18 protein-coding genes and 1 pseudogene are annotated in these 19,639 nt (G+C 41.5%); 10 read left to right on the forward strand and 9 right to left on the reverse strand.

The genetic code is table 11. From position 1 onward, the window contains the following. Positions 1-121 precede the first annotated feature (121 nt). The 3 genes from MKX49_RS04385 (at position 122) to MKX49_RS04395 (ending at position 3,093) form a co-directional block, all read left to right on the forward strand. Positions 122-1,396 carry an MFS transporter gene (locus tag MKX49_RS04385; RefSeq protein ID WP_340875235.1) on the forward strand — a complete coding sequence of 425 codons (1,275 nt, stop codon included), beginning with the start codon at positions 122-124 and terminating at the stop codon, positions 1,394-1,396. A 40-nt stretch (positions 1,397-1,436) separates the two neighbouring features. After that, positions 1,437-2,618, forward strand: coding sequence for a DUF418 domain-containing protein (locus MKX49_RS04390; protein ID WP_340875236.1), 1,182 nt, complete (start codon positions 1,437-1,439; stop codon positions 2,616-2,618). A gap of 133 nt (positions 2,619-2,751) precedes the next feature. Then, positions 2,752-3,093 (forward strand): YisL family protein, encoded by a 342-nt coding sequence (locus MKX49_RS04395; RefSeq protein ID WP_048686864.1) that lies wholly within the window; start codon positions 2,752-2,754, stop codon positions 3,091-3,093. A gap of 57 nt (positions 3,094-3,150) precedes the next feature. On the opposite strand, the gene MKX49_RS04400 is transcribed toward MKX49_RS04395, so the two are convergent. Then, the gene (locus MKX49_RS04400; protein ID WP_020018810.1) at positions 3,151-3,717 is read right to left on the reverse strand and encodes a DUF2777 domain-containing protein; all 567 of its coding nucleotides are present in this window, start codon (positions 3,715-3,717) and stop codon (positions 3,151-3,153) included. A 282-nt stretch (positions 3,718-3,999) separates the two neighbouring features. Between MKX49_RS04400 and asnB the strand changes: the two genes are divergently transcribed. Next, complete coding sequence (gene asnB, locus MKX49_RS04405; protein ID WP_340875238.1) at positions 4,000-5,847, forward strand: asparagine synthase (glutamine-hydrolyzing); 1,848 nt, start codon at positions 4,000-4,002, stop codon at positions 5,845-5,847. A 44-nt stretch (positions 5,848-5,891) separates the two neighbouring features. On the opposite strand, the gene MKX49_RS04410 is transcribed toward asnB, so the two are convergent. After that, on the reverse strand, positions 5,892-7,643 hold the full coding sequence (locus tag MKX49_RS04410; protein WP_340875240.1) for a glycoside hydrolase family 13 protein: 1,752 nt from the start codon (positions 7,641-7,643) through the stop codon (positions 5,892-5,894). Between the two features lie 355 nt (positions 7,644-7,998). Between MKX49_RS04410 and MKX49_RS04415 the strand changes: the two genes are divergently transcribed. From MKX49_RS04415 to MKX49_RS04430, 4 genes are all read left to right on the forward strand, one after another. Next, positions 7,999-9,261: an extracellular solute-binding protein gene (locus tag MKX49_RS04415; protein ID WP_340875241.1), complete on the forward strand. Its 1,263-nt coding sequence runs from the start codon at positions 7,999-8,001 to the stop codon at positions 9,259-9,261. Between the two features lie 150 nt (positions 9,262-9,411). After that, entirely contained in the window at positions 9,412-10,947 is a 1,536-nt protein-coding gene (locus MKX49_RS04420) for an alpha-amylase family glycosyl hydrolase (RefSeq protein ID WP_340875243.1), read from the forward strand. 79 nt (positions 10,948-11,026) lie between these two features. Then, a complete protein-coding gene (locus tag MKX49_RS04425; RefSeq protein ID WP_127777117.1) occupies positions 11,027-12,676 on the forward strand; it encodes a glycoside hydrolase family 13 protein in 1,650 nt (549 codons plus the stop codon). Between the two features lie 329 nt (positions 12,677-13,005). After that, on the forward strand, positions 13,006-14,049 hold the full coding sequence (locus MKX49_RS04430) for a LacI family DNA-binding transcriptional regulator (RefSeq protein ID WP_034314582.1): 1,044 nt from the start codon (positions 13,006-13,008) through the stop codon (positions 14,047-14,049). Between the two features lie 37 nt (positions 14,050-14,086). On the opposite strand, the gene MKX49_RS04435 is transcribed toward MKX49_RS04430, so the two are convergent. The 5 genes from MKX49_RS04435 to MKX49_RS04455 form a co-directional block, all read right to left on the reverse strand. After that, positions 14,087-14,866, reverse strand: a complete 780-nt coding sequence (locus tag MKX49_RS04435; RefSeq protein WP_340878466.1) for an MBL fold metallo-hydrolase — start codon at positions 14,864-14,866, stop codon at positions 14,087-14,089. Positions 14,867-14,996: 130 nt separating this feature from the next. After that, on the reverse strand, positions 14,997-15,872 hold the full coding sequence (locus MKX49_RS04440; protein ID WP_048686877.1) for an SDR family oxidoreductase: 876 nt from the start codon (positions 15,870-15,872) through the stop codon (positions 14,997-14,999). Between the two features lie 237 nt (positions 15,873-16,109). Then, complete coding sequence (locus MKX49_RS04445) at positions 16,110-16,601, reverse strand: YajQ family cyclic di-GMP-binding protein (protein WP_034314577.1); 492 nt, start codon at positions 16,599-16,601, stop codon at positions 16,110-16,112. A gap of 103 nt (positions 16,602-16,704) precedes the next feature. Then, positions 16,705-16,836, reverse strand: coding sequence for a DUF3941 domain-containing protein (locus MKX49_RS04450; RefSeq protein WP_072272565.1), 132 nt, complete (start codon positions 16,834-16,836; stop codon positions 16,705-16,707). A 68-nt stretch (positions 16,837-16,904) separates the two neighbouring features. After that, positions 16,905-17,771: a DegV family protein gene (locus MKX49_RS04455; RefSeq protein ID WP_340875251.1), complete on the reverse strand. Its 867-nt coding sequence runs from the start codon at positions 17,769-17,771 to the stop codon at positions 16,905-16,907. 156 nt (positions 17,772-17,927) lie between these two features. On the opposite strand from MKX49_RS04455, the gene MKX49_RS04460 reads away from it, so the two are divergent. Beyond that, a complete protein-coding gene (locus MKX49_RS04460; RefSeq protein ID WP_048686881.1) occupies positions 17,928-18,770 on the forward strand; it encodes a YitT family protein in 843 nt (280 codons plus the stop codon). Between the two features lie 135 nt (positions 18,771-18,905). Continuing rightward, positions 18,906-19,154 (forward strand): annotated as a pseudogene (locus MKX49_RS04465) (KGG domain-containing protein); the annotation flags it as partial. A 49-nt stretch (positions 19,155-19,203) separates the two neighbouring features. On the opposite strand, the gene MKX49_RS04470 reads toward MKX49_RS04465, so the two are convergent. Together MKX49_RS04470 and MKX49_RS04475 are read right to left on the reverse strand one after the other, a co-directional pair. Next, entirely contained in the window at positions 19,204-19,395 is a 192-nt protein-coding gene (locus MKX49_RS04470; RefSeq protein WP_034314570.1) for a DUF3813 domain-containing protein, read from the reverse strand. Further along, positions 19,395-19,547 carry a hypothetical protein gene (locus MKX49_RS04475; protein WP_164468789.1) on the reverse strand — a complete coding sequence of 51 codons (153 nt, stop codon included), beginning with the start codon at positions 19,545-19,547 and terminating at the stop codon, positions 19,395-19,397. The genes MKX49_RS04470 and MKX49_RS04475 overlap by 1 nt, the downstream gene beginning before the upstream one ends. Between the last annotated feature and the right edge of the window lie 92 nt (positions 19,548-19,639).

Raw genomic sequence — 19,639 nt, forward strand, 5'->3', positions numbered from 1 at the left:
TTTCGATAAAAAGCTTCCTGTTTAAAGATAAAGTGTTACTATTATTAAATATTTCAAATTATTATAATTTTTCTTTTTTCATCATGTTGATTTTAACAGTTTTGGATTGTGGGGGAGAGCATTGAAACGTATTCATTATAGCTGGGTTATTTTAATCATAACATTCTTCTCGATTATTGTAGCCGGTATCGTTAGGTCATCATCGGGAGTATTCATCGTACCATTTGAAAATGAGTTCGGGTGGGACCGGTCCGTCATTTCTTTAGCCTTTGCCATAAGTCTTTTTCTTTATGGATTATCGGGTCCATTCATGGCCGCCCTAATTGAAGTGCTTGGATTGAAGAAAATGATGGTAGCGGCCATGTCCACTTTATTGGCAGGGATTCTCCTCACTTTTTTCATGCAGCATGAGTGGCAGCTCATTTTAATTTGGGGAATTATCATTGGATTGGGTTCTGGAGTGTTTTTAACGGTATTGAGCCCATATGTGGCAAATCGTTGGTTCGAGAAGAGGCGGGGGCTGGCGGTCGGGATACTTACGGCAAGTACGGCCACGGGCCAGCTCATTTTACTTCCGGTTTTAGCCATCATCATTGAGAGTTATTCGTGGAGATGGGCGATTGGATTAATTTTGATCCTTAGCTTGATCATGCTGGCAATCATCTTTTTATTCATGAAAAACAATCCGAAGGAAGTGGGCACTCTTCCGTATGGATTGGAAGAGGAAAAGCAGGAGGCTGTTACAGTCCAAAATAAGAACCCCATCGTCATGGCTTTTCAGTCGTTGATTGAAGCAGTGAAAGTGAAGGAATTCTGGTTATTGGCAGGTAGCTTTTTTATATGCGGACTTTCAACGAGCGGGTTGATCGGGACACATTTCATTTCTTACTGCATTAGTTTTGGTTTACCGGTTGTGACGGCAGCATCACTGCTATCTTTCATGGGAATCTTTGATTTGATTGGTACGACTGTATCCGGATGGCTATCAGATCGTTTTGATAACCGTTGGCTGTTGTTTTGGTATTACGCTCTAAGGGGTGCTTCCCTCGTATTACTTCCTTTTGCATTAAATGAAGGTTCTATCGGTCTATTGATTATCTTTTCCGTTTTCTATGGCTTGGATTGGATAGCGACCGTTCCTCCGACCATAAGCATTTCAAGGCAAGTATTTGGCTTGGAGAAAAGCGGGATCGTATACGGGTGGATATTCGCGGCCCATCAGGTGGGTGCAGCAGTGGCGGCGTACGGTGGAGGGCTTATCTTCAAAATATTCAACTCCTATACATGGGCATTCTTCCTTGCTGGAATCTTTTGCTTATTGGGCAGCTTGTTTGTCATACTGATAAAAAAGCAAAAAGCGGTCACGAAAGTTAAAAGTGATGTAATGGAGATATAGAAAAGATGTTAAATCTGTATGAATGAAAGAGGGTGTACCTATGAAGGGCGCGATGGTACCATTGCAGGAAAGTAAACGGATCGTAAGCATCGATATTTTACGTGGATTAGCCATTTTAGGGATTTTTTTAGTGAATATGCCATCTTTCCACTCCCCGCTCTTGTACATAGATGGTGCAAAGCGGTGGGCAGGAGGATGGGATGGGATATTGTACAGATTCAGTGATATAGTCGCACAGGCCAGCTTTTATCCGTTATTTGCCTTTCTGTTCGGTTTCGGGGCAATCATTTTGGCAGTAAGGAGTGAAGAAAAGGGTATATCATTTCCGTTACTATATATGAAAAGGCTAAGTTTCCTGCTGATACTTGGCTGCATTCATGCTTTCTTCATCTGGCATGGGGACATCCTCATTAATTATGCTGTATTTGGGTTTGCACTTTTGTTTTTTTATAAGATGAAGGGCCGGAATTTAATTCTGCTTGGCTCGGTTTGTTATGTCCTGCCTTTTGCGATATTGGGTTCTCTATTTCTTATAATGGGCATTTTTGATAGTGAAGGGATGGCGATCACGACTGATTCGGCGATGATGAAACAGTCTTTGGAAGTTTATCAATCTGGTACATTTACGGAACTGATGAATCAAAGGGCGTTGGATTGGTATATGGTGAACAACCCTTTTAATGCCATTATCCTTTTTTTATCGATTTTTCCGTTTTTTTTAATGGGAGCAGGCGTGGCAAAACAGGGCTTTCTCCAAAATCCAACCCAATATAAACGACAATTGAAAGCGATATCGATCGTAAGCTTGCTATTGGGCATGTCAATTAAGATGCTGCCATATGTGACGGTATACCATTTTGGAACGATATTCGTCCAGGATTATTTGGGAGGACCGTTACTTACGATTTTTTATATCACGGCAATCACGATTTTGGCGGAACGGGCAGGGGCTTCCCGCCTGTTACATCCGCTTTCGTATATCGGAAGGATGTCGATGAGCAATTACTTGTTCCAATCGATGGTATGTACGGGCATTTTTTATTCATATGGCCTTGGTTTATATGGATCAGTCTCATATACTACAGGATTTGTTTTTCTAATAGCCCTGTTTTGCCTGCAAATCCTGCTTTCCTTATTGTGGATGGGCCTGTATAAATACGGACCGGTTGAATATATATGGCGTTTTTTTACGTATGGTAAAAAGCCGGTCATGCGCAGGTAGGGACCAGTTAAGAAGAAATGTAAATGATGTTCATTAAATTGTTGGTTTTACCCATTCAGGTGGATACTTAGTTTTGTTTTTTTGTAAAAGCCTATGATATGATGAAATGGAAACTGAACGAGGGGGCAAAAAAATGACACATATGCATATTACAGCTTGGGTTATCGGAATCATTCTTTTCTTTGTCACATATTCGATGCTTAAAGGTGCAAACCCGAAAGCGAAAATGCTACATATGATAACACGGTTGTTCTATTTATTGATTTTCCTTACTGGCGGCATGCTGATCACTGATTTTGGTGCCTATGCAGTAAAAATGATTGTTGGTATCATCGTGATTGCGGCGATGGAAATGGTGCTGGTCCGTACGAAAAAAAGAAAAAGCACAGGTGCCATGTGGATATTGTTCATCGTAGCGCTTGTATTCGTCCTTTATTTAGGACTTTCACTGCCACAAGGAATGGACTTTTTTTAATACAGAATTAAAGACGGGTAAATGAGGAAATCTCATTTACCCGTTTTCTTTTATCCGTTATTGTGAATTCACTTTCTCAATGACGATCCTTTTTCCGGTGTTCAGGGTGAATTCAAAACGATCATGATCCTTTTTCCCGTATGAAAAATGGTGCTGAACGAGACAAATTTGGCTCTCGTTATCAAAGGTGAAGAAATTCACGCCGGACTGGTTTGGGACGGCCCTTAAAAAAGTGAGCTGGTTATAGCTATATATACAATCATAAATAGAAAAATCAAGTGAATTCAATGTCGTTACAAATTGGAAAAAGGAATCATCGTTCAATTCTTCCAATAAACGTTCAAAAGAGTAGAGCAGTTTTTTGCGTATCCGAATGGGCTCATTTTCCCTTAAGAAGGTGATTTCCCGATGAAGCAGGATCTTTCCCTCTTCTTCAATTACTCCTTGCTGCCAGCGCCCACCCCTGTACACTTCGATGATGCTGTCAACGTGGTCTTCAATGGAGCAGGCCTCATCTGTTTCATCATCGAAAAAAATCCATTGTTGATTGATATTTTCCACTGTTCCTTCGGTAAAAGCTCTTGTTTGCCTATTCATTAACTTAGTTCGTTGTTGCTGACTCATACATATACCTCCAATAGTGGAATCCTCACCTACTTTTTAGTCAAAATCCAATGAAAATATAACTGTATATTTTAAAATATTATGGACAAATAACCATCTTTCCGTCTTTGCATAGGCTATGTTTAACACGGGATGCTTTGCTCAACAATTCATTAACGACGCCGGGCGTTGTTGGCAGGTGGCCCTACGGAATGATGCTGAGCGATACTTAGGGACTGTAAATCTTTTTAAGACAGGGAGCCAATATTTTTGATAGTCCGGATAGAAAGGATGAAGTGTAAAATGTGTGGGATAACAGGCTGGGTGCATTTTCAAAAAGATTTACGGACAAAAACGAAAACGCTGGAAAACATGACAAAAACGTTGGCAAAGCGGGGGCCTGACGAAGAAAATGTTTGGAGCGAAGCCCATGTTGCCTTTGGTCATAAACGGTTAACGGTTGTGGATGCGGAAGGCGGAAAACAGCCGATGACGAAAAATCAAGATAACGGCAGATATACGCTTTGTTATAATGGTGAGCTATATAACACCGAGGATATTCGTAAACAGCTATTATTAAAAGGATATTCCTTTAACGGTCATTCTGATACAGAAGTTTTGCTAACTTCTTATATAGAATGGAAAGAAAAATGCATTGACTTGTTCAATGGGATTTTTGCGTTTGCGATTTGGGATGAAAAGGAACAGAAATTATTCGTCGGAAGAGATCGCATGGGGGTAAAACCATTCTTTTATGCGGAAAGGGACGGCGGGTTCATTTTCGGATCGGAGCTGAAGGCGATTCTGGCCCATCCGGATGTTAAAACGGAGATTGACCGCGAAGGGTTGTCTGAAGTTTTTGGTGTTGGTCCATCCCGGAAGCCAGGTTCAGGCGTATTTCATAATATCCAGGAATTAAGGCCTGCCCATGCGCTAACTTTATCAAGGAAAGGCCTCCGGATTTGGAGATATTGGAATGTGAAAAGCGAAGAACATCGGGATACTCTTGATGAGACGGCCGAGAAGGTTCGCTTCCTTGTCGAAGATGCAGTGACGCGGCAACTTGTATCCGATGTTCCGCTTTGTACCTTCTTATCAGGAGGGCTTGACTCAAGCGCAATCACGGCCATTGCTGCAAATGCCTATCAAAAAGAAGGGAAAGGCCAGCTTCATACGTATTCCATTGATTATGAGGATAATGAGCGTTATTTCAAGGCAAATGATTTCCAGCCAAACTCCGATGGGTATTGGATTAAAAAGATGTCGGATAGTTTTAACACGGTTCACCATTCATCGGTCATCTCTCAAGAGCAGTTGACAAATTATTTAACGGAAGCTGTCCTTGTAAGGGACCTCCCAGGCATGGCGGATGTCGATTCTTCTTTACTTTGGTTTTGTAAGGAAATCAAGCGGGATTTTGTCGTAGGCCTCTCCGGCGAATGTGCGGACGAAATTTTTGGAGGTTATCCTTGGTTTCACCGTGAGGATGATTTGAATCGTGCTGGTTTTCCATGGATGAGATCTACGGATGAGCGGGTATCTTTATTGAAAACGGGATGGCGCGAGAAATTGAAGCTGGAGGAATATGCCCAGGAAGCTTATTTGGCCACCCTTGCCGAAACGCCTAAATTGGAAGGGGAAAGCGGTATAGCGGCAAAACGGAGAGAGCTTTTCTATGTGAATTTATTATGGTTCATGACGACGCTCCTTGACCGGAAGGACCGGATGAGTATGGGGGCAAGTCTAGAGGTGCGCGTGCCATTTGCCGATCATCGCCTTGTTGAATATGCATGGAACATTCCTTGGGAAATGAAAATGGAAGGCAACCGTGAAAAGGGTATTCTTAGGAAGGCTTTGGAGGGGCTATTACCGGATGAAGTATTGTATCGTAAAAAAAGTCCATATCCAAAAACCCATAACCCTATATATACAGACCGTGTGCAGGCGTGGTTGAAAGACTTACTGACGGATAAAAATTCGATCCTGCATGAATTTTTCGATAAACAGAAGCTAACCGATATAGTAGATTCAAAGGGTGCAGCTTTTAAAGTGCCATGGTTCGGCCAATTGATGTCAGGGCCACAATTGCTCGCGCATTTGGCACAGACCCATGTATGGTTCAAAGAATATGATATCCAAATAATCGAGTGAAAAAAACGGGGCGGATGATTATCAACGCCCCGTTTTCATTTGCCTCAATGATTGATTGCGAGAATTTTATATTGATAACCACCCAATTCAAATTTGCCAACTTGTGTGGTTTCCTTCGTTCTTAAATCCGTTAGTGTACGTCCTTTCAATTCAGCAGGAAGGGTAAAGGATTGCTTGGCATCGGTCGGATTGATGAGGATCACGACAGAACGTTTTTCATTATACTTTTGGTAGGCCACGATATTTTCGTTTCCGGCTGTATCAAGGAATTTGAACTCCCCGTCATTGGCAAGTAACCGTTCTTCTTTTCGCAAGTGGATCAATGCCTTAATTTCATTGAGTAGCTCGGTGTTTTGTTTTTCTTCTTCCCAGACCATGCATTTTCGGCATCCTGGATCCATGCCGCCTGTTAAGCCGATTTCATCTCCATAATAAATACAAGGGCTGCCATTGAATGTCAGCAGGATTGCGTGAATGAGCTTGGCTCTTGCTAGATCTTCCCCGCAATCCGTGAAAATCCGCGGTGTATCATGGCTTCCAAGAAGGTTGAATGTCACGTCAAAAACATTGGTTGGATAACTGTGATAGATGGCTGTCATTTCTTCAGTGAACTCGCGTGCATTGATGGTTTGTGAGGCGACCAGGCGAAAGACCTGGTTGGTGAAAGGGTAATTCATGACGGCATCGAACTGATCGCCGCGAAGCCATGGCATGGAGTCATGCCAAATTTCCCCAAGAATATAAAGGTCAGGCTTTATATTTTTCACCGTTGTTCGAAATTCACGCCAGAATGGCTGATCGACTTCATTTGCCACATCGAGCCGCCAGGCGTCTATATCGAACTCCTTGATCCAATAGGCCGAGACTTCGAGCAGATACTCTTTCACCTCCGGATTTGCCGTATTCAATTTTGGCATCGATTCAAAAAAACCGAATGTTTCATAATTGGGCCTTTCCCCTCCCTTAAGAGGGAAGCTGTGTGGGTGGAACCAATCCTTATATTTCGATTTCTCCCCTTTTTCGAGTAAATCCTGGAAAGGGGGGAAATAGTAGCCGCTATGGTTAAAAACGGCATCCAGCATGACCCTTATATTCCGTCTATGGCATTCGGCTATTAGTGTTTTCAATGTTTCCTTCGTTCCGAATTGCGGATCGATACTCCGATAATCAATCGTATCGTATTTATGATTGGAGTAGGCATGGAAGATAGGCGTGAAATAAATTCCGTTGATGCCGAGATTCTCCAGGTAATCCAAATGTTCAAGGATTCCTTCGAAGTCCCCGCCAAAAAAATTATCCACCGCCGGTTCTTCACTTCCCCATGGTTTCACACCTTCGGGGTCGTTGGCGGGGTTTCCGTTCGCAAATCGTTCAGGGAAAATTTGGTACCAAATTGTATCTTTGACCCAATCCGGTGCCCCGAAAACTTCATTTTGATGGAGATAGGGAATCGCGAAATAGCATCCGGGATCTCGGGGAGGCTCTTTGAAGAAGCCCTTTTCCGTGTAAATGGAGCATTCATCTTCTGACGATACCTTGAACCCATATCGAATTCTTCGGTAGGGAGGCTTCACATAGATATGCCAATAATCATAACGGGTATCGCTGCCCGACAGACTCATGGGAAGTTCCTCGTACTGCCATTGACCATTATTTGAAATGTAAGGATCCCCAAAAATCAATCCAACTGAGGAGATATCTTGTTTTTTCGTACGTAGGCGGATATGTAGGGTTTCAGTGTTGATTGGATAGCCGTAATTGTCATTAGGTCTATGGTGTATGGATGAAAATTCCATGAAAACCACTCCGATTCTATAAGTTTTGGGGCTGTGAAAAAGGAAACTTCCGGCTGTTACGAGGAGGGTCTCTATGAAGTGGTACTAAGCCAGGTTAAGTGCTTTTTCATTATGGTTATATACCCAATTTCAATTGAAAGAAGCACTTATTAACTAAAAAATAACAAAAATTGTTCATCACTACAAGGAAATAAATACGCCAAGGAAAATGTTGTAAAAATCAAAGCCGTTCATATAATGATAACAATAGCTTTGGCATCGCTTTCATCAATTGGCTTTATTTGAAGTACTGAACTGAAAAACAGTATTATTTGGTGCTTTTGGACATGATAGAATAAACATTGCAAAAAGGAGAATGAAAGTGAAGAAGCTGATTTTTCATTTGTTCATGTCCATATTATTGATTGTTAGTGTAAGTGCTTGCGGATCCAGTTCAGATTTAGAAAATAAAAATAAAGCAGTGAAAGAAGATAAGAAAAAAGAAGACGAAGCCAGCAATGAAGCGAAGCCGGAAAAATTGATCATTTGGGAGGAAGAAGGTAAAGCGGAGGCCCTAAAGCCGGTGATTGAAGCCTTTGAAAAAGAATATGGAATCAAAGTTGAGCATGAAGAGCTTGAAATGGCTACCGGGATGTATGAACGACTTCGTCGAGATGGGCCAATCGGAAATGGAAAGGCACCGGATGTCGTAACTTTTTCCCATGAAAAAGTCGGGCAAATCGTGAAGGAAGGCTTAATTCAGGAAGTGAAGGTGAAAGATGAGGTATTGAATGCCTTCATTGAACCTTCAATTAGGGGGGAGATGTATCAAGATAAGGTTTTTGGATTGCCAAAGTCCGTAACCACCTCCGTCTTCATTTATAATAAAAAATTGATGGCTAAAGCTCCTGAGACGATGAATGACCTTTATAAAATGGCGAAGGAATTAAGAAAGCGTAACGTGCATGGTTACTATGGCAAGTGGAATGATTTCCATGATTCGTATGGAGTAATGGCTGGAATGGGAGGTTATATATTTAAAGATAAGAATGGAAAGTTAGACCCTTCCGACATTGGTTTGAATAATAAGGGTTCCATAAAAGGGGCAGCGTACATCCAAAAATGGTATAGGGCGGGTTTGATTCCTGAAGGCGACAAGGCAGGAATCGAGAAGTTGTTTTTACAAGGGAAATTGGCTTCTATCATGAGTGACGCGAACTCATTTACCGAGCGAAAGGATACAGGAATTGCCCCCATGCCAGAATTGCCCAATGGTCAGCCAATGAAAACGTTCATGGAAATCAAAGGCTGGCATGTAACAGCATTCACAAAACACCCTTATTGGTCTACGAAGTTAGTTGAATATTTGACTAATGATGATAATGCAATGAAGCGTTTTGATTTAACAGGGGAATTTCCACCTAATAAATCAATTAAACACAGTGCCGCAATCAAAGAAAATGAAAGGGCACAAGCCTTAAGCATACAATTACAATACGCTGAACCAGTGCCGAATATTCCGGAAATGAATAAAGTATGGGGACCGATGAATTCAGCCATGGATGAAATGACCACTCAAAAAGCAAAACCAAAAAGGGCTTTGGATAAAGCGGTCAAGAAGATAAAAAAAGAGCGTTAACCGTGTTCGGCTCTTTTCCAATTCAGTAACCATAACCAGTATCCCCAGTTTGTCCCTTAAGTGTAAAGTTTTTTATAAATTGGATTTGACGTTAAGGGGTCAAAAGGCTAATCTTAAAGGCGTAAAGAGATAGCTAGGAGGAGAACGGATATGAGAAAAAGAGCGTTATCACTCGCTTTAATTCCGTTGCTTCTTTTTTACGCCATTCCAGTAGGAGCAGCTGAAAAAGAACAACGAACTTGGAAGGATGAAATCGTATATTCATTATTGGTCGACAGATTTTTCGATGGGGATACCCAAAATAATGGAGATGCGAACGTGAATGATCCTTCCACGTTTAATGGTGGGGATTTCGAAGGTGTCACGAAGAAACTGAATTATTTAAAAGATATGGGTTATACCGCTATTATCCTTTCACCGATATTCGCTAATGATGCAAATGGCTATCATGGCGATTGGGTGGCCGATTTTTATAAAACGGATAAACACTATGGGACAATGGAAGAGTTTAAAAAACTCGTGAACGAGGCACATAAACGCGATATGAAGGTGATCATTGATTTTCAAGCAAATAATGTGGGCCCTGATTCCGCGTGGCTTAACGATCCAAAAAAACAAGAATGGTTCCATGAAGAAAAAAAGATTTCCAAGGATGGTAGCCAAACGGATTTGGAAACAGGGTGGGTTGATGGTCTTCCCGATTTGAATCAAGATAATGAGGAAACAAGGAAATATTTACTTGATGCTGCCAAATGGTGGATAACGGAAACCGATATTGATGGATACCGTATAAATAAAGTCCAATACGTAGCAAAAGATTTTTGGAAGGAATTTGTGGATGCAGTCAAATCTGAAAAATCAAATTTCTATACAATCGGCGATGTTCAAGGTGATGCGGAATTGATCTCAAGCTACAAGGAGACGGGTATCGATGCTTTTATGGCTTATCCGCAGAATGCTGAGCTACGTGAAGCATTTGCTGCGCCCGATAAGGAATTGAAACCTGTTTTTAATGCGTTTGCGAAAAGCGAAGATAAATTAGGGGGCAATGCCCATCAGGCTTTGTTCATGGATACAGAGGGAATGCCCCGGTTTACAAAGGATGCAGCCGACCATAACGAAAATCCAGGTTCCAGATGGAGAATGGCCCTGTCGTATCTATATACGATGCCAGGGGTGCCAATCGTATTTTATGGATCGGAAATTGCCTTGAACGGCGATATTGCCCCGGATAATCATAAGTTGATGAATTTTAAGACAGAACAGGAATTGGTGGAATATATAACGAAGCTTTCTGATCTTAGAGACATGTACCCAGCATTGGTAAAAGGGGATATGGAGCTTTTATATGAAAAAGGTGGAGCTTCGGTATTCAAGCGTGTATATGGTGAAGAAACGATTGTCGTCGCCATGAACAATACGACTGAAACTCAAACGATAAACCTTACTGATAAGGAACTTGAAAGCAATAAAGAGTTGAGAGGTATGCTGAATGGGGATCTGGTCCGCAGTAAGGACAACAGCTACTCTATCGTAATCGACAGGGAGACGACAGAAGTCTATACGCTGTCACCTAAGTCGATTATTAATATTCCTTACCTGTTAGTCATAGGATTGGTTCTTCTCATTTTTGGTATATTCATTGCTTTGGTTATTAAACGTTCAAAACGGAATCAACCAAAATAATCATATACCTCTCGATTGTCGGTAGCCGCCAAACATTGTCCCTAAGGCTTTGTGGAAAACAGGATCGGGAGGTTACAGCATGAATAAGACCTGGTGGAAAGAAGCGGTTTGCTATCAAATTTACCCGCGCAGTTTCATGGATAGTAATGGTGATGGAGTCGGAGACATAAAAGGTTTGATTTCAAAGCTCGACTATCTGCAGGAATTAGGGATAGATGTCATTTGGATTTGTCCTTTTTATAAATCGCCCAATGCGGATAATGGCTATGATATTAGTGATTATCAAGCAGTTTCCGATGAATTCGGTTCAATCGAAGATATTGATCTGTTATTGAAAGATGTTCACGGGCGTGGGATGAAGGTGATACTCGACCTTGTTTTGAATCATACAAGTGATGAGCACCCTTGGTTCGTCGAGTCACGTTCTTCCCGCGATAATCCGAAACGGGATTGGTATATTTGGAGGGATGGGCAGGACGGCCGTGAGCCTAATAATTGGGAAAGCATCTTTTCCGGAAGTGCCTGGAAATTCGATGAAAGGACCAATCAATACTATTTACATCTATTTGCCGAAAAGCAGCCAGACTTAAACTGGAAAAACACTGATGTGCGAAAGGCATTATATGAAATGGTCAATTGGTGGCTCGATAAGGGAATCGATGGCTTCCGGATTGATGCGATCACGCATATTCATAAGCGCGAAGGCCTTCCGGATATGCCCAATCCTTATTGGCATCAGTATGTACCTGCGTTTGAAATGCATACCAATCAGGACGGGATTCTGGATTACCTTCAGGAGTTGAAAGAAGAGACTTTCTCTAAGTATGATATCATGACGGTCGGTGAGGCCAATGGCGTCAGGATAGAGCAGGCGGAAGAATGGGTCGGGGAATCGAATGGGAAGTTCAATATGATCTTTCAATTTGAACATCTTGGTCTTTGGAATAGGGGACAGAATCACGCTGTTGATGTTCAAGGGCTAAAGCGAACGATGACCAAATGGCAAAAGGGGCTGAAAAACAAAGGATGGAATGCTTTGTTTTTTGAAAATCATGACCAGCCGAGAAGTGTATCCACCTGGGGAAATGATCATCAATATTGGTTGGAAAGCGCAAAAATGATAGGGGCCCTTTACTTTTTCATGCAAGGGACACCTTTTATTTATCAAGGTCAGGAAATTGGCATGACAAATGTCCAATTTGATTCGATTGATGATTATGATGATGTCGGAATGAAAAACTTTTATAGGATAGAGACCTCGAAAGGTCGACCTCATGATGAGATCATGAACATTATATGGCATAGCGGCCGTGATAATTCACGAACACCGATGCAATGGAATGATCTTGAAAATGGCGGATTCACTCATGGAACCCCTTGGATGAGGGTTAATCCAAATTATCGCGCCATTAATGTAGAACAGCAGAAAAATGACCCGTCATCCATTTATCATTTTTATAAAAAGATGATTGAACTTCGAAAAAAACATCAGGTCCTTGTTTATGGGGAATATGAGTTATTATGGGAAGATCATCCCGAACTTTATATTTATACAAGAAACATGAATGATAATTCAGTTATGGTAGTATGTAACTTTAGTATGAATCACCATCAAATCGACCTTTCTTATTGGGGTAAAATGGAACTTTTGCTTGCTAATTATGAGGATTGTCCTGAGGTGCCCCTTATTGATTTACGTCCATATGAAACGAGGATTTATCGTTATTGATTCTATAGACTTGATTGGAAATTAGCCTAAAACCTATGTAGTTAGTCGTCTGACTTCTTAATTTCCAATAGACCTGTCGTTTTTCAAGAAGCTGATTATCCATCAGCTTCTTTTTGGATTTTAATCTTAGATGAAAAAAACGGAAAAGTGAGTATTTTCTGAAAAATTAAATAAACATTAAAAAAAGTATGGATATAACTATTGAACTGAGTGTATTATGAATACATACAAAATGTATAAATATAAAACGAATATTAGAGAAGTGTTTATTGGTATTCACCTTTTTTAAAATGAAGTCAATAAAGGCTAAGAAGGGAGAGGGGAAATGCATGGCCATCACAATAAAAGATGTGGCACAGCTAGCGAATGTTGCTCCTTCAACAGTTTCTCGAGTGATTGCAAACAATCCTCGGATAAGTGAAAAAACAAAGGTACGGGTACGTAAGGCGATGACTAAATTAGGATACCATCCAAACTTCATTGCACGTAGTCTTGCCAATCAATCGACCAGGATCATTGGCTTGGTAATGCCAAGTTCGTCAAATGATTATTATCAAAATCCCTTTTTTCCTACGATCCTCCAGGGTCTAAGTGAGGGAGCTCAGGAAAACCATTATTCCCTGTTGTTAAGCACGGGAAAAACAGAAGATGAAATCTACGAAGGAGTAGTGAATATGGTGCAGGGGGGGATGGTGGATGGAATAATCCTGATGTATTCAAGGATGAACGATCACATTCTGACCTATTTGAGGGAAAGGGATTTTCCATTTGTGATCATTGGGAAACCCTATGATTACATCGAGGAGATAACATATGTTGATAACGATAATGTCTTGGCTGCCGAACAGGCAACGGATTACCTCATAAAGCTAGGACATGAAAGGGTTGGATTTATCGGAGGTGATGAATCCCTTATGATGACCATTGATCGCTTATCAGGATATGAACGGGCATTGGAGAGGGCTGGAATCGATCGAAGGATGGAATATACCCTGCATGAAGATTTTTTACATGAAGGGGGACAAGCCGCTGCAAAAAGGTTACTATCCATCGATGAACCACCTACCGCTTTGGTGGTCAGTGATGATCTCATGGCACTTGGCATCGTGCATTCACTTCGCGAGATGGGCGTGCGCACTCCTGAAGAAATGTCAATCGTCAGCTTCAATAACGTTCTTTTCTCTGAACTGTCATTACCAGCCCTGACCTCCGTAGATATTAATATTTTTGATTTGGGATATCAGGCCGCTAAGGGCATCATTCATATGCTGCAGACTGGAGATGCTCCTGCCGGGACCATCATTCCACATCATTTTGTGGAAAGGCATTCCTGCAGATCGATCAAGCAAGGTGCAATGGCCATGACTTATTGAACGAGAGGGCATTGCGTAAAAGCAATGCCTTTTTTATCTAGAAATGTACGCTGAAACTTTTGAATGCATGTACTCCCGTTCCGTGTTTGACCAAATGATTCTCTTTAAGATATTGAATGGCTGCAAGGACTTCATCAAGGATCTTTGGTTCGAGGCCTAGTTGGTTGTGTCCGCCATAGATTTTGGAGACTGCCTTGATCTTTGTGATCTTTTCCAACGAGTTCACAAGGTCTTCAGGACTTGTCGAGGGATAAAATGCATAAACGGGAGTATCTGAATAAAGCAGGTCGCCAGTAAATAAATAACCTGTTTCATCATCCAAAATTGAAATGTGGCCAGGTGAATGACCAGGGGTATGATAAATGCTTAAACGGCGGTTCCCGAGATCGATCGTATCGCCATCCGATAAGAGCCTATCAGGGTACCCCTGGTATGGCTTGTATGTAGAAGGATTGAATGATTCGGGTATGGGTAATGTGATATCCCGGGCCATGTTCTTTCTTATTTGTTCCAAGGACAAACCTTCAATGCCGTTAATCAGCCAATTGGCATCATCACCATGAACATAAATCGTTTCATAATCACCGTGACCGCCAATATGATCCGCATGAACGTGTGTGGTCAGGACGATGATCGGAAGATCGGTAAGCTGGTCTGTAATCCGCTTAATCGAATCGATGCCTAACCCTGTGTCGATTAACGCAGCCCGGGTCTCACCAAGTAATAAAAAGGAATGAACTTTCTCCCAATGACCATATTCACTGATTGCAAACGTTTTTGTGTCCAATCCCTGAACGGTGAACCATGGATCTACAATATTTTTCAAAAATGCCTCCACTCCTTCCCACTCATATATTCCGCGTTAACCGGAAATATCCTTTCTGAAAGAGTAAAAGCAGTGGATTTCAATTTGTGAAATCCACTGCTTTTGGAAAAAAGGCAAGGCCTTATCCGTTTACAACGGTTCCGCCGTTTACATGGATGACTTGTCCGCTGACATAGGATGAATCATCACTTGCCAAATATACATAGGCTGGTGCCAATTCCTCAGGCTGACCTGCACGGCCCATTGGAGTATCCTGTCCGAATTTGGCAACATCCTCTTCGCCGAATGAGGCAGGAATCAGCGGTGTCCAGATCGGGCCTGGAGCCACACCGTTCACTCGGATGCCATCTTTTGAAATGGAGTTCGACAGGGCTCTTGTAAATGCAAGTATTGCACCTTTTGTTGAAGAGTAATCGATTAGTTTTGGGTTGCCCTGATAGGCTGTGATAGAGGTTGTATTAATGATGCTGCTTCCTTTTTTAAGGTGCTTCAATGCAGCTTTAGTTAAGTGGAACATCGAGAAAATATTCGTGCGGAACGTTTTTTCCAATTGTTCAGCTGAAATGTCCAGGATACTTGTCTGCACATGCTGTTCTCCGGCGTTGTTGACTAGGATGTCCAAACCGCCAAATTCATCAACCGTTTTTTTGACGACTTCCTGGCAGAAGGCTTCATCACCGATATCACCGGAAATGAGTAAACATTTCTGGCCTTCTTTTTCGATCAATTCTTTTGTCGCTTTGGCATCCTCGTGTTCATCCAGGTATGCAACTGTCACATTCGCTCCTTCTTTAGCGTAGTAAATGGCAACTGATTTTCCGATTCCGCTGTCTCCTCCCGTTATGATTGCCGTTTTACCTTTTAATTTGCCGCTTCCTTTGTAGGCAGCTTTAACTGAATCAGGATTCGGTTCCATTTTTGTTTCCAATCCAGGTTGATGCTGCTGATGTTGAGGTGGAAATCCTTGTTTGTTCTGATTTTGGTTTTGAGTAGTCAAGATATAAACGCCTCCCATTTAATTATCTACGCTTTTTCTATTCCTTCTTTTAGGAAAAAGAAAACATGGAAAAAATACCCATAAAGATTTTGGTTTATGTTTTAACTGAAGGGAACATGACTAGTCTTTCCATGTTCCATGAAGGCGATTCATAAGAAAAAGAGGAGGATGAGCGCTGATGGAGGCAGTTGAAACAAATGAAAAAAGACCCACCCAAAGCAGGTGAGGCCTTCATACTTAGCGGTAATTTAAGAATTGTACATCAATGGATAGATCAGCGCCCCGAATCGCGGAAATGATTCCTTGTAAATCATCCCGGTTCTTACCTGTAACCCGGATTTGATCATCCTGGATCTGGCTTTTCACTTTAAGGCCGCTATTTTTAATGATGGTATTGATCTTTTTTGCTTGCTCCTTATCGATGCCTTGAATTAACTTGGCCCGTTGGCGAACGGTCCCGCCAGAAGCTCCTTCCAATTTGCCATAATCCAGGTTCTTGACGGGTACGTCACGTTTTATGAGTTTACTGATGAGAACATCCTTCAGCTGTTCGAGCTTATATTCATCGTCGGATACTAAAACCAAGTCTTCTTTATCAATGGTGATGCTGCTTATGCTCCCTTTAAAATCATAGCGTGTCTGTATTTCCTTCATAGCCATGGTAACTGCATTCGTTACCTCTGAAAAGTCTACTTTCGAAACAATATCAAATGAATTTTCCTTTGCCATCACTTACCTCCAGCAGGGTTTATTTCCTTTATTATAGAGAAAGTATGATAGGAAGACAACTATATAAACGATATTAAAAAAGCGGGGGGACAAGCCCCGCGCTTCATTTATGGTCCGTTTTCTTCGAATAGGAGTGCTTACCTGCAGCAAGGTTTTCCTGATATGCGATATTTTTTTCAGCATTTCTCGCTTGGTTATCTTTTGGCCTTTTATTGTCATCGGTTGTTTTGGACATAGTGAAAACTCCCTTCCATTATCTGATCAATATATATTGTTCACAATTATGGAAGGGAGTATGTATGTTTATGATTTCTCAGGGGTATCGTTTAAGAAGAAGAGGGCAATTGTGCCAGGGCCGGCATGCGCACCGATGACGGAGCCAATTGTATGGATCATGAAGTCGGTTGTCCCGAATTCATTTTGGATGGCTTCCTTCCATTCCAGGGCCGTTGCTTCATCGTCCCCATGACTGATGGCAATCGTTTGGGTAGTTAAGTTTTTGCCTCTTTCGTGCATTAATTCGATTACACGTTTGATCAATTTCTTTTTGCCGCGTATCTTTTCAAGCGGAACAAGCTTCCCATCTTCAACATGCAATAACGGTTTAATGTTTAATAAACCGCCAACAAGGGCAGATGTCTTGGAGATGCGGCCGCCACGGGCCAGATATTCAAGGTTGTCTACAGTGAATAGATGCTCCATATGCCGGGTTTGGAATTCTATGGCAGCCAGGATTTCTTCTTTAGTGGCACCGTTTGCTGCCAGATCGGCTGCTTTCTTTACAATTAAACCGACGCCCATGGAAGCGCATTTTGTATTGACGATATCAATGTCAACGTCAGGGTACTCTTCCTTCACCTGATTAAGAATCATGACTGCCGTTTGATAGGTTCCTGATAACTCAGAGGAAAAGGCTATATATATCCCTTGTTTTTTCTCCTTGGCAAACTGTGTGAAAAGTTCTATAAAGTATTCTGGAGAAGCTTGCGATGTTTTCGGGGCTTTTCCTTCAAGCATCGCCTGATAGACTTCGTGAGAATTAATGGTAAGTAAATCTTCATAAGTTTCCCCGTCAAGATGGACTTGTAAAGGGATTAATGAAACATTGTTTTCCTTATAGAAAGACAACGGCAAATCACATGCACTATCTGCAAAAATTGTGATAGCCATAATACACCTGCTTTCTTTTTACAAATTTTAGAAAATGAGTGGTCACTCTACTTTTTAGTGTAGCACGTAACGGTAAAAATTCAATCTCTACGTAAATAGAATAAATAATTAAGGGTAAAAAGATAATAGAATAAGGGTGAAATGGAGGTTTTTAGGATGTACAGTGGTGAAATGAAGAAAATTATCATAGTTGTGGTCGGGGCATTGCTTAATGCCATCGCAATGAACTTTTTTCTAATACCGGCAAACGTATATGCAAGCGGATTTACCGGAGTGGCCCAGCTTCTATCAAGGATGATTGGATCTTTTGCTCCTTTTAATGTATCGACAGGTATTCTCTTGCTTTTATTGAACATTCCAGTAACGATCATTGCTTGGCGAAAGGTAGGAAAGTCTTTCACCTTTTATAGTTTCCTCAGCGTTGCCTTGATGTCCTTTTTTATGGAAATCATCCCGATTACACGCTGGTCACCTGACATATTATTGAATGCGGTATTTGGCGGAGTCATAGCTGCAGTTGGTGTAGGGATCACCTTGAAATACGGAGCATCGACTGGCGGAATGGATATTATCGCCATGCTTCTTTCACGGAAGAAGGATAAACCTGTAGGGACTTATTTATTTCTGCTGAATGGCGTGATCATTGTAACGGCAGGTGCTGTTTATGGACCGGAAAAAGCTTTGTATACACTTGTTACCCTTTATACATCGACCCGTGTCGTGGACGCGATACATACACGTCATGAAAAGCTTACGGCCATGATCATTACAAAGAAAAGCGAAGAGCTTAAACAGGCAATCCATGCTAAATTAGTTCGCGGAATTACAAGAGTTCCCGCAAAAGGTGCATTCACTAACGAAACTAAGGAAATGTTATTGATTGTCATTACAAGGTATGAACTGTATGACCTTGAAAAGATCATCAAGGAAGTTGATCCACACGCATTCACAAACATCATAGAAACGTCAGGAATTGTTGGGACTTTCCGCAGGGAATGATATTAATAAAAATCAAGGCCATTACACTTCTATTACAAAAGGAGGTATTTCGGCGTTTTAAGTTTATTGCCTGTACAAAACGGCTAATTCTAATACTGTAGCGCCAATTTAAAATCTTATGAAGGAGTGATTAAAATGGCTAACGACGAAAAAATGAGCAGGCAGGAAGCAGGCCGTAAAGGCGGGGAAGCCACTTCTAAAAATCACGACAAGGATTTTTACCGGGAAATTGGGCAAAAGGGCGGAGAAGCCACTTCGGATAATCATGATAAGGAATTCTATCAGGAAATTGGACAAAAGGGCGGGGAAGCCACTGCTGATTCCCATGGTAAAGATTTTTATAAGGAGATCGGTGAAAAAGGCGGTAAGGCACGAAATAACAATTGATGAAAAACAAAGCGAAAGCCTCCAGGAATCCCTGGAGGCTTTCACATTATTTAGAGTGATTTTCCAGCTCTTGCTGGAGTTCTCGCAATTGTTCTTTTTCAGCCTCGTTCGTATTGGCAAAGGCTGATGAAAGAGCGTTTTTAGCGATTTCCTCTGTCTTATGCTGGTCACCGTCATGCTCAGAGTGGAGAGCTTCTTCAACAAATTCCCTAGCCTTTTGGAATAATTTGTTTCCCATTAGAAGCCACCATAGCTTTGTTCAGACATAATTCTTAACCTGTCTTTTTCTGCCTCTTCAAACGTAGTGTGATAAGGGATTTTTTCGGCATGCCTGGCAACACTTTCTTTGCCCTGCTGTACAAATCGTTTAGATTTACTGCTTTTACCCATTCTTATCTCCTCCGATTCTGAGCGTTGTCGACAACGGAATAAATCTGTTGTCCATATTAGTTTGGCTTGAAAGTTGAATATTATGAAGGTAA

Origin of the sequence: Peribacillus sp. FSL M8-0224 (genome assembly GCF_038003055.1) — a bacterium.
GTDB classification, from domain to species: Bacteria; Bacillota; Bacilli; order Bacillales; family DSM-1321; genus Peribacillus; species Peribacillus frigoritolerans.

Bases quoted from the DNA above. Each gene is read 5' to 3' on its own strand.
- MKX49_RS04390 (WP_340875236.1), top strand. From the start codon at position 1,437: ATGAAGGGCGCGATGGTACCATTGCAGGAAAGTAAACGGATCGTAAGC.
- MKX49_RS04395 (WP_048686864.1), top strand. From the start codon at position 2,752: ATGACACATATGCATATTACAGCTTGGGTTATCGGAATCATTCTTTTC.
- MKX49_RS04400 (WP_020018810.1), bottom strand. From the start codon at position 3,717: ATGAGTCAGCAACAACGAACTAAGTTAATGAATAGGCAAACAAGAGCT.
- asnB (WP_340875238.1), top strand. From the start codon at position 4,000: ATGTGTGGGATAACAGGCTGGGTGCATTTTCAAAAAGATTTACGGACA.
- MKX49_RS04410 (WP_340875240.1), bottom strand. From the start codon at position 7,643: ATGGAATTTTCATCCATACACCATAGACCTAATGACAATTACGGCTAT.
- MKX49_RS04415 (WP_340875241.1), top strand. From the start codon at position 7,999: ATGAAAGTGAAGAAGCTGATTTTTCATTTGTTCATGTCCATATTATTG.
- MKX49_RS04420 (WP_340875243.1), top strand. From the start codon at position 9,412: ATGAGAAAAAGAGCGTTATCACTCGCTTTAATTCCGTTGCTTCTTTTT.
- MKX49_RS04425 (WP_127777117.1), top strand. From the start codon at position 11,027: ATGAATAAGACCTGGTGGAAAGAAGCGGTTTGCTATCAAATTTACCCG.
- MKX49_RS04430 (WP_034314582.1), top strand. From the start codon at position 13,006: ATGGCCATCACAATAAAAGATGTGGCACAGCTAGCGAATGTTGCTCCT.
- MKX49_RS04445 (WP_034314577.1), bottom strand. From the start codon at position 16,601: ATGGCAAAGGAAAATTCATTTGATATTGTTTCGAAAGTAGACTTTTCA.
- MKX49_RS04450 (WP_072272565.1), bottom strand. From the start codon at position 16,836: ATGTCCAAAACAACCGATGACAATAAAAGGCCAAAAGATAACCAAGCG.
- MKX49_RS04455 (WP_340875251.1), bottom strand. From the start codon at position 17,771: ATGGCTATCACAATTTTTGCAGATAGTGCATGTGATTTGCCGTTGTCT.
- MKX49_RS04460 (WP_048686881.1), top strand. From the start codon at position 17,928: ATGTACAGTGGTGAAATGAAGAAAATTATCATAGTTGTGGTCGGGGCA.
- MKX49_RS04470 (WP_034314570.1), bottom strand. From the start codon at position 19,395: ATGGGAAACAAATTATTCCAAAAGGCTAGGGAATTTGTTGAAGAAGCT.
- MKX49_RS04475 (WP_164468789.1), bottom strand. From the start codon at position 19,547: ATGGGTAAAAGCAGTAAATCTAAACGATTTGTACAGCAGGGCAAAGAA.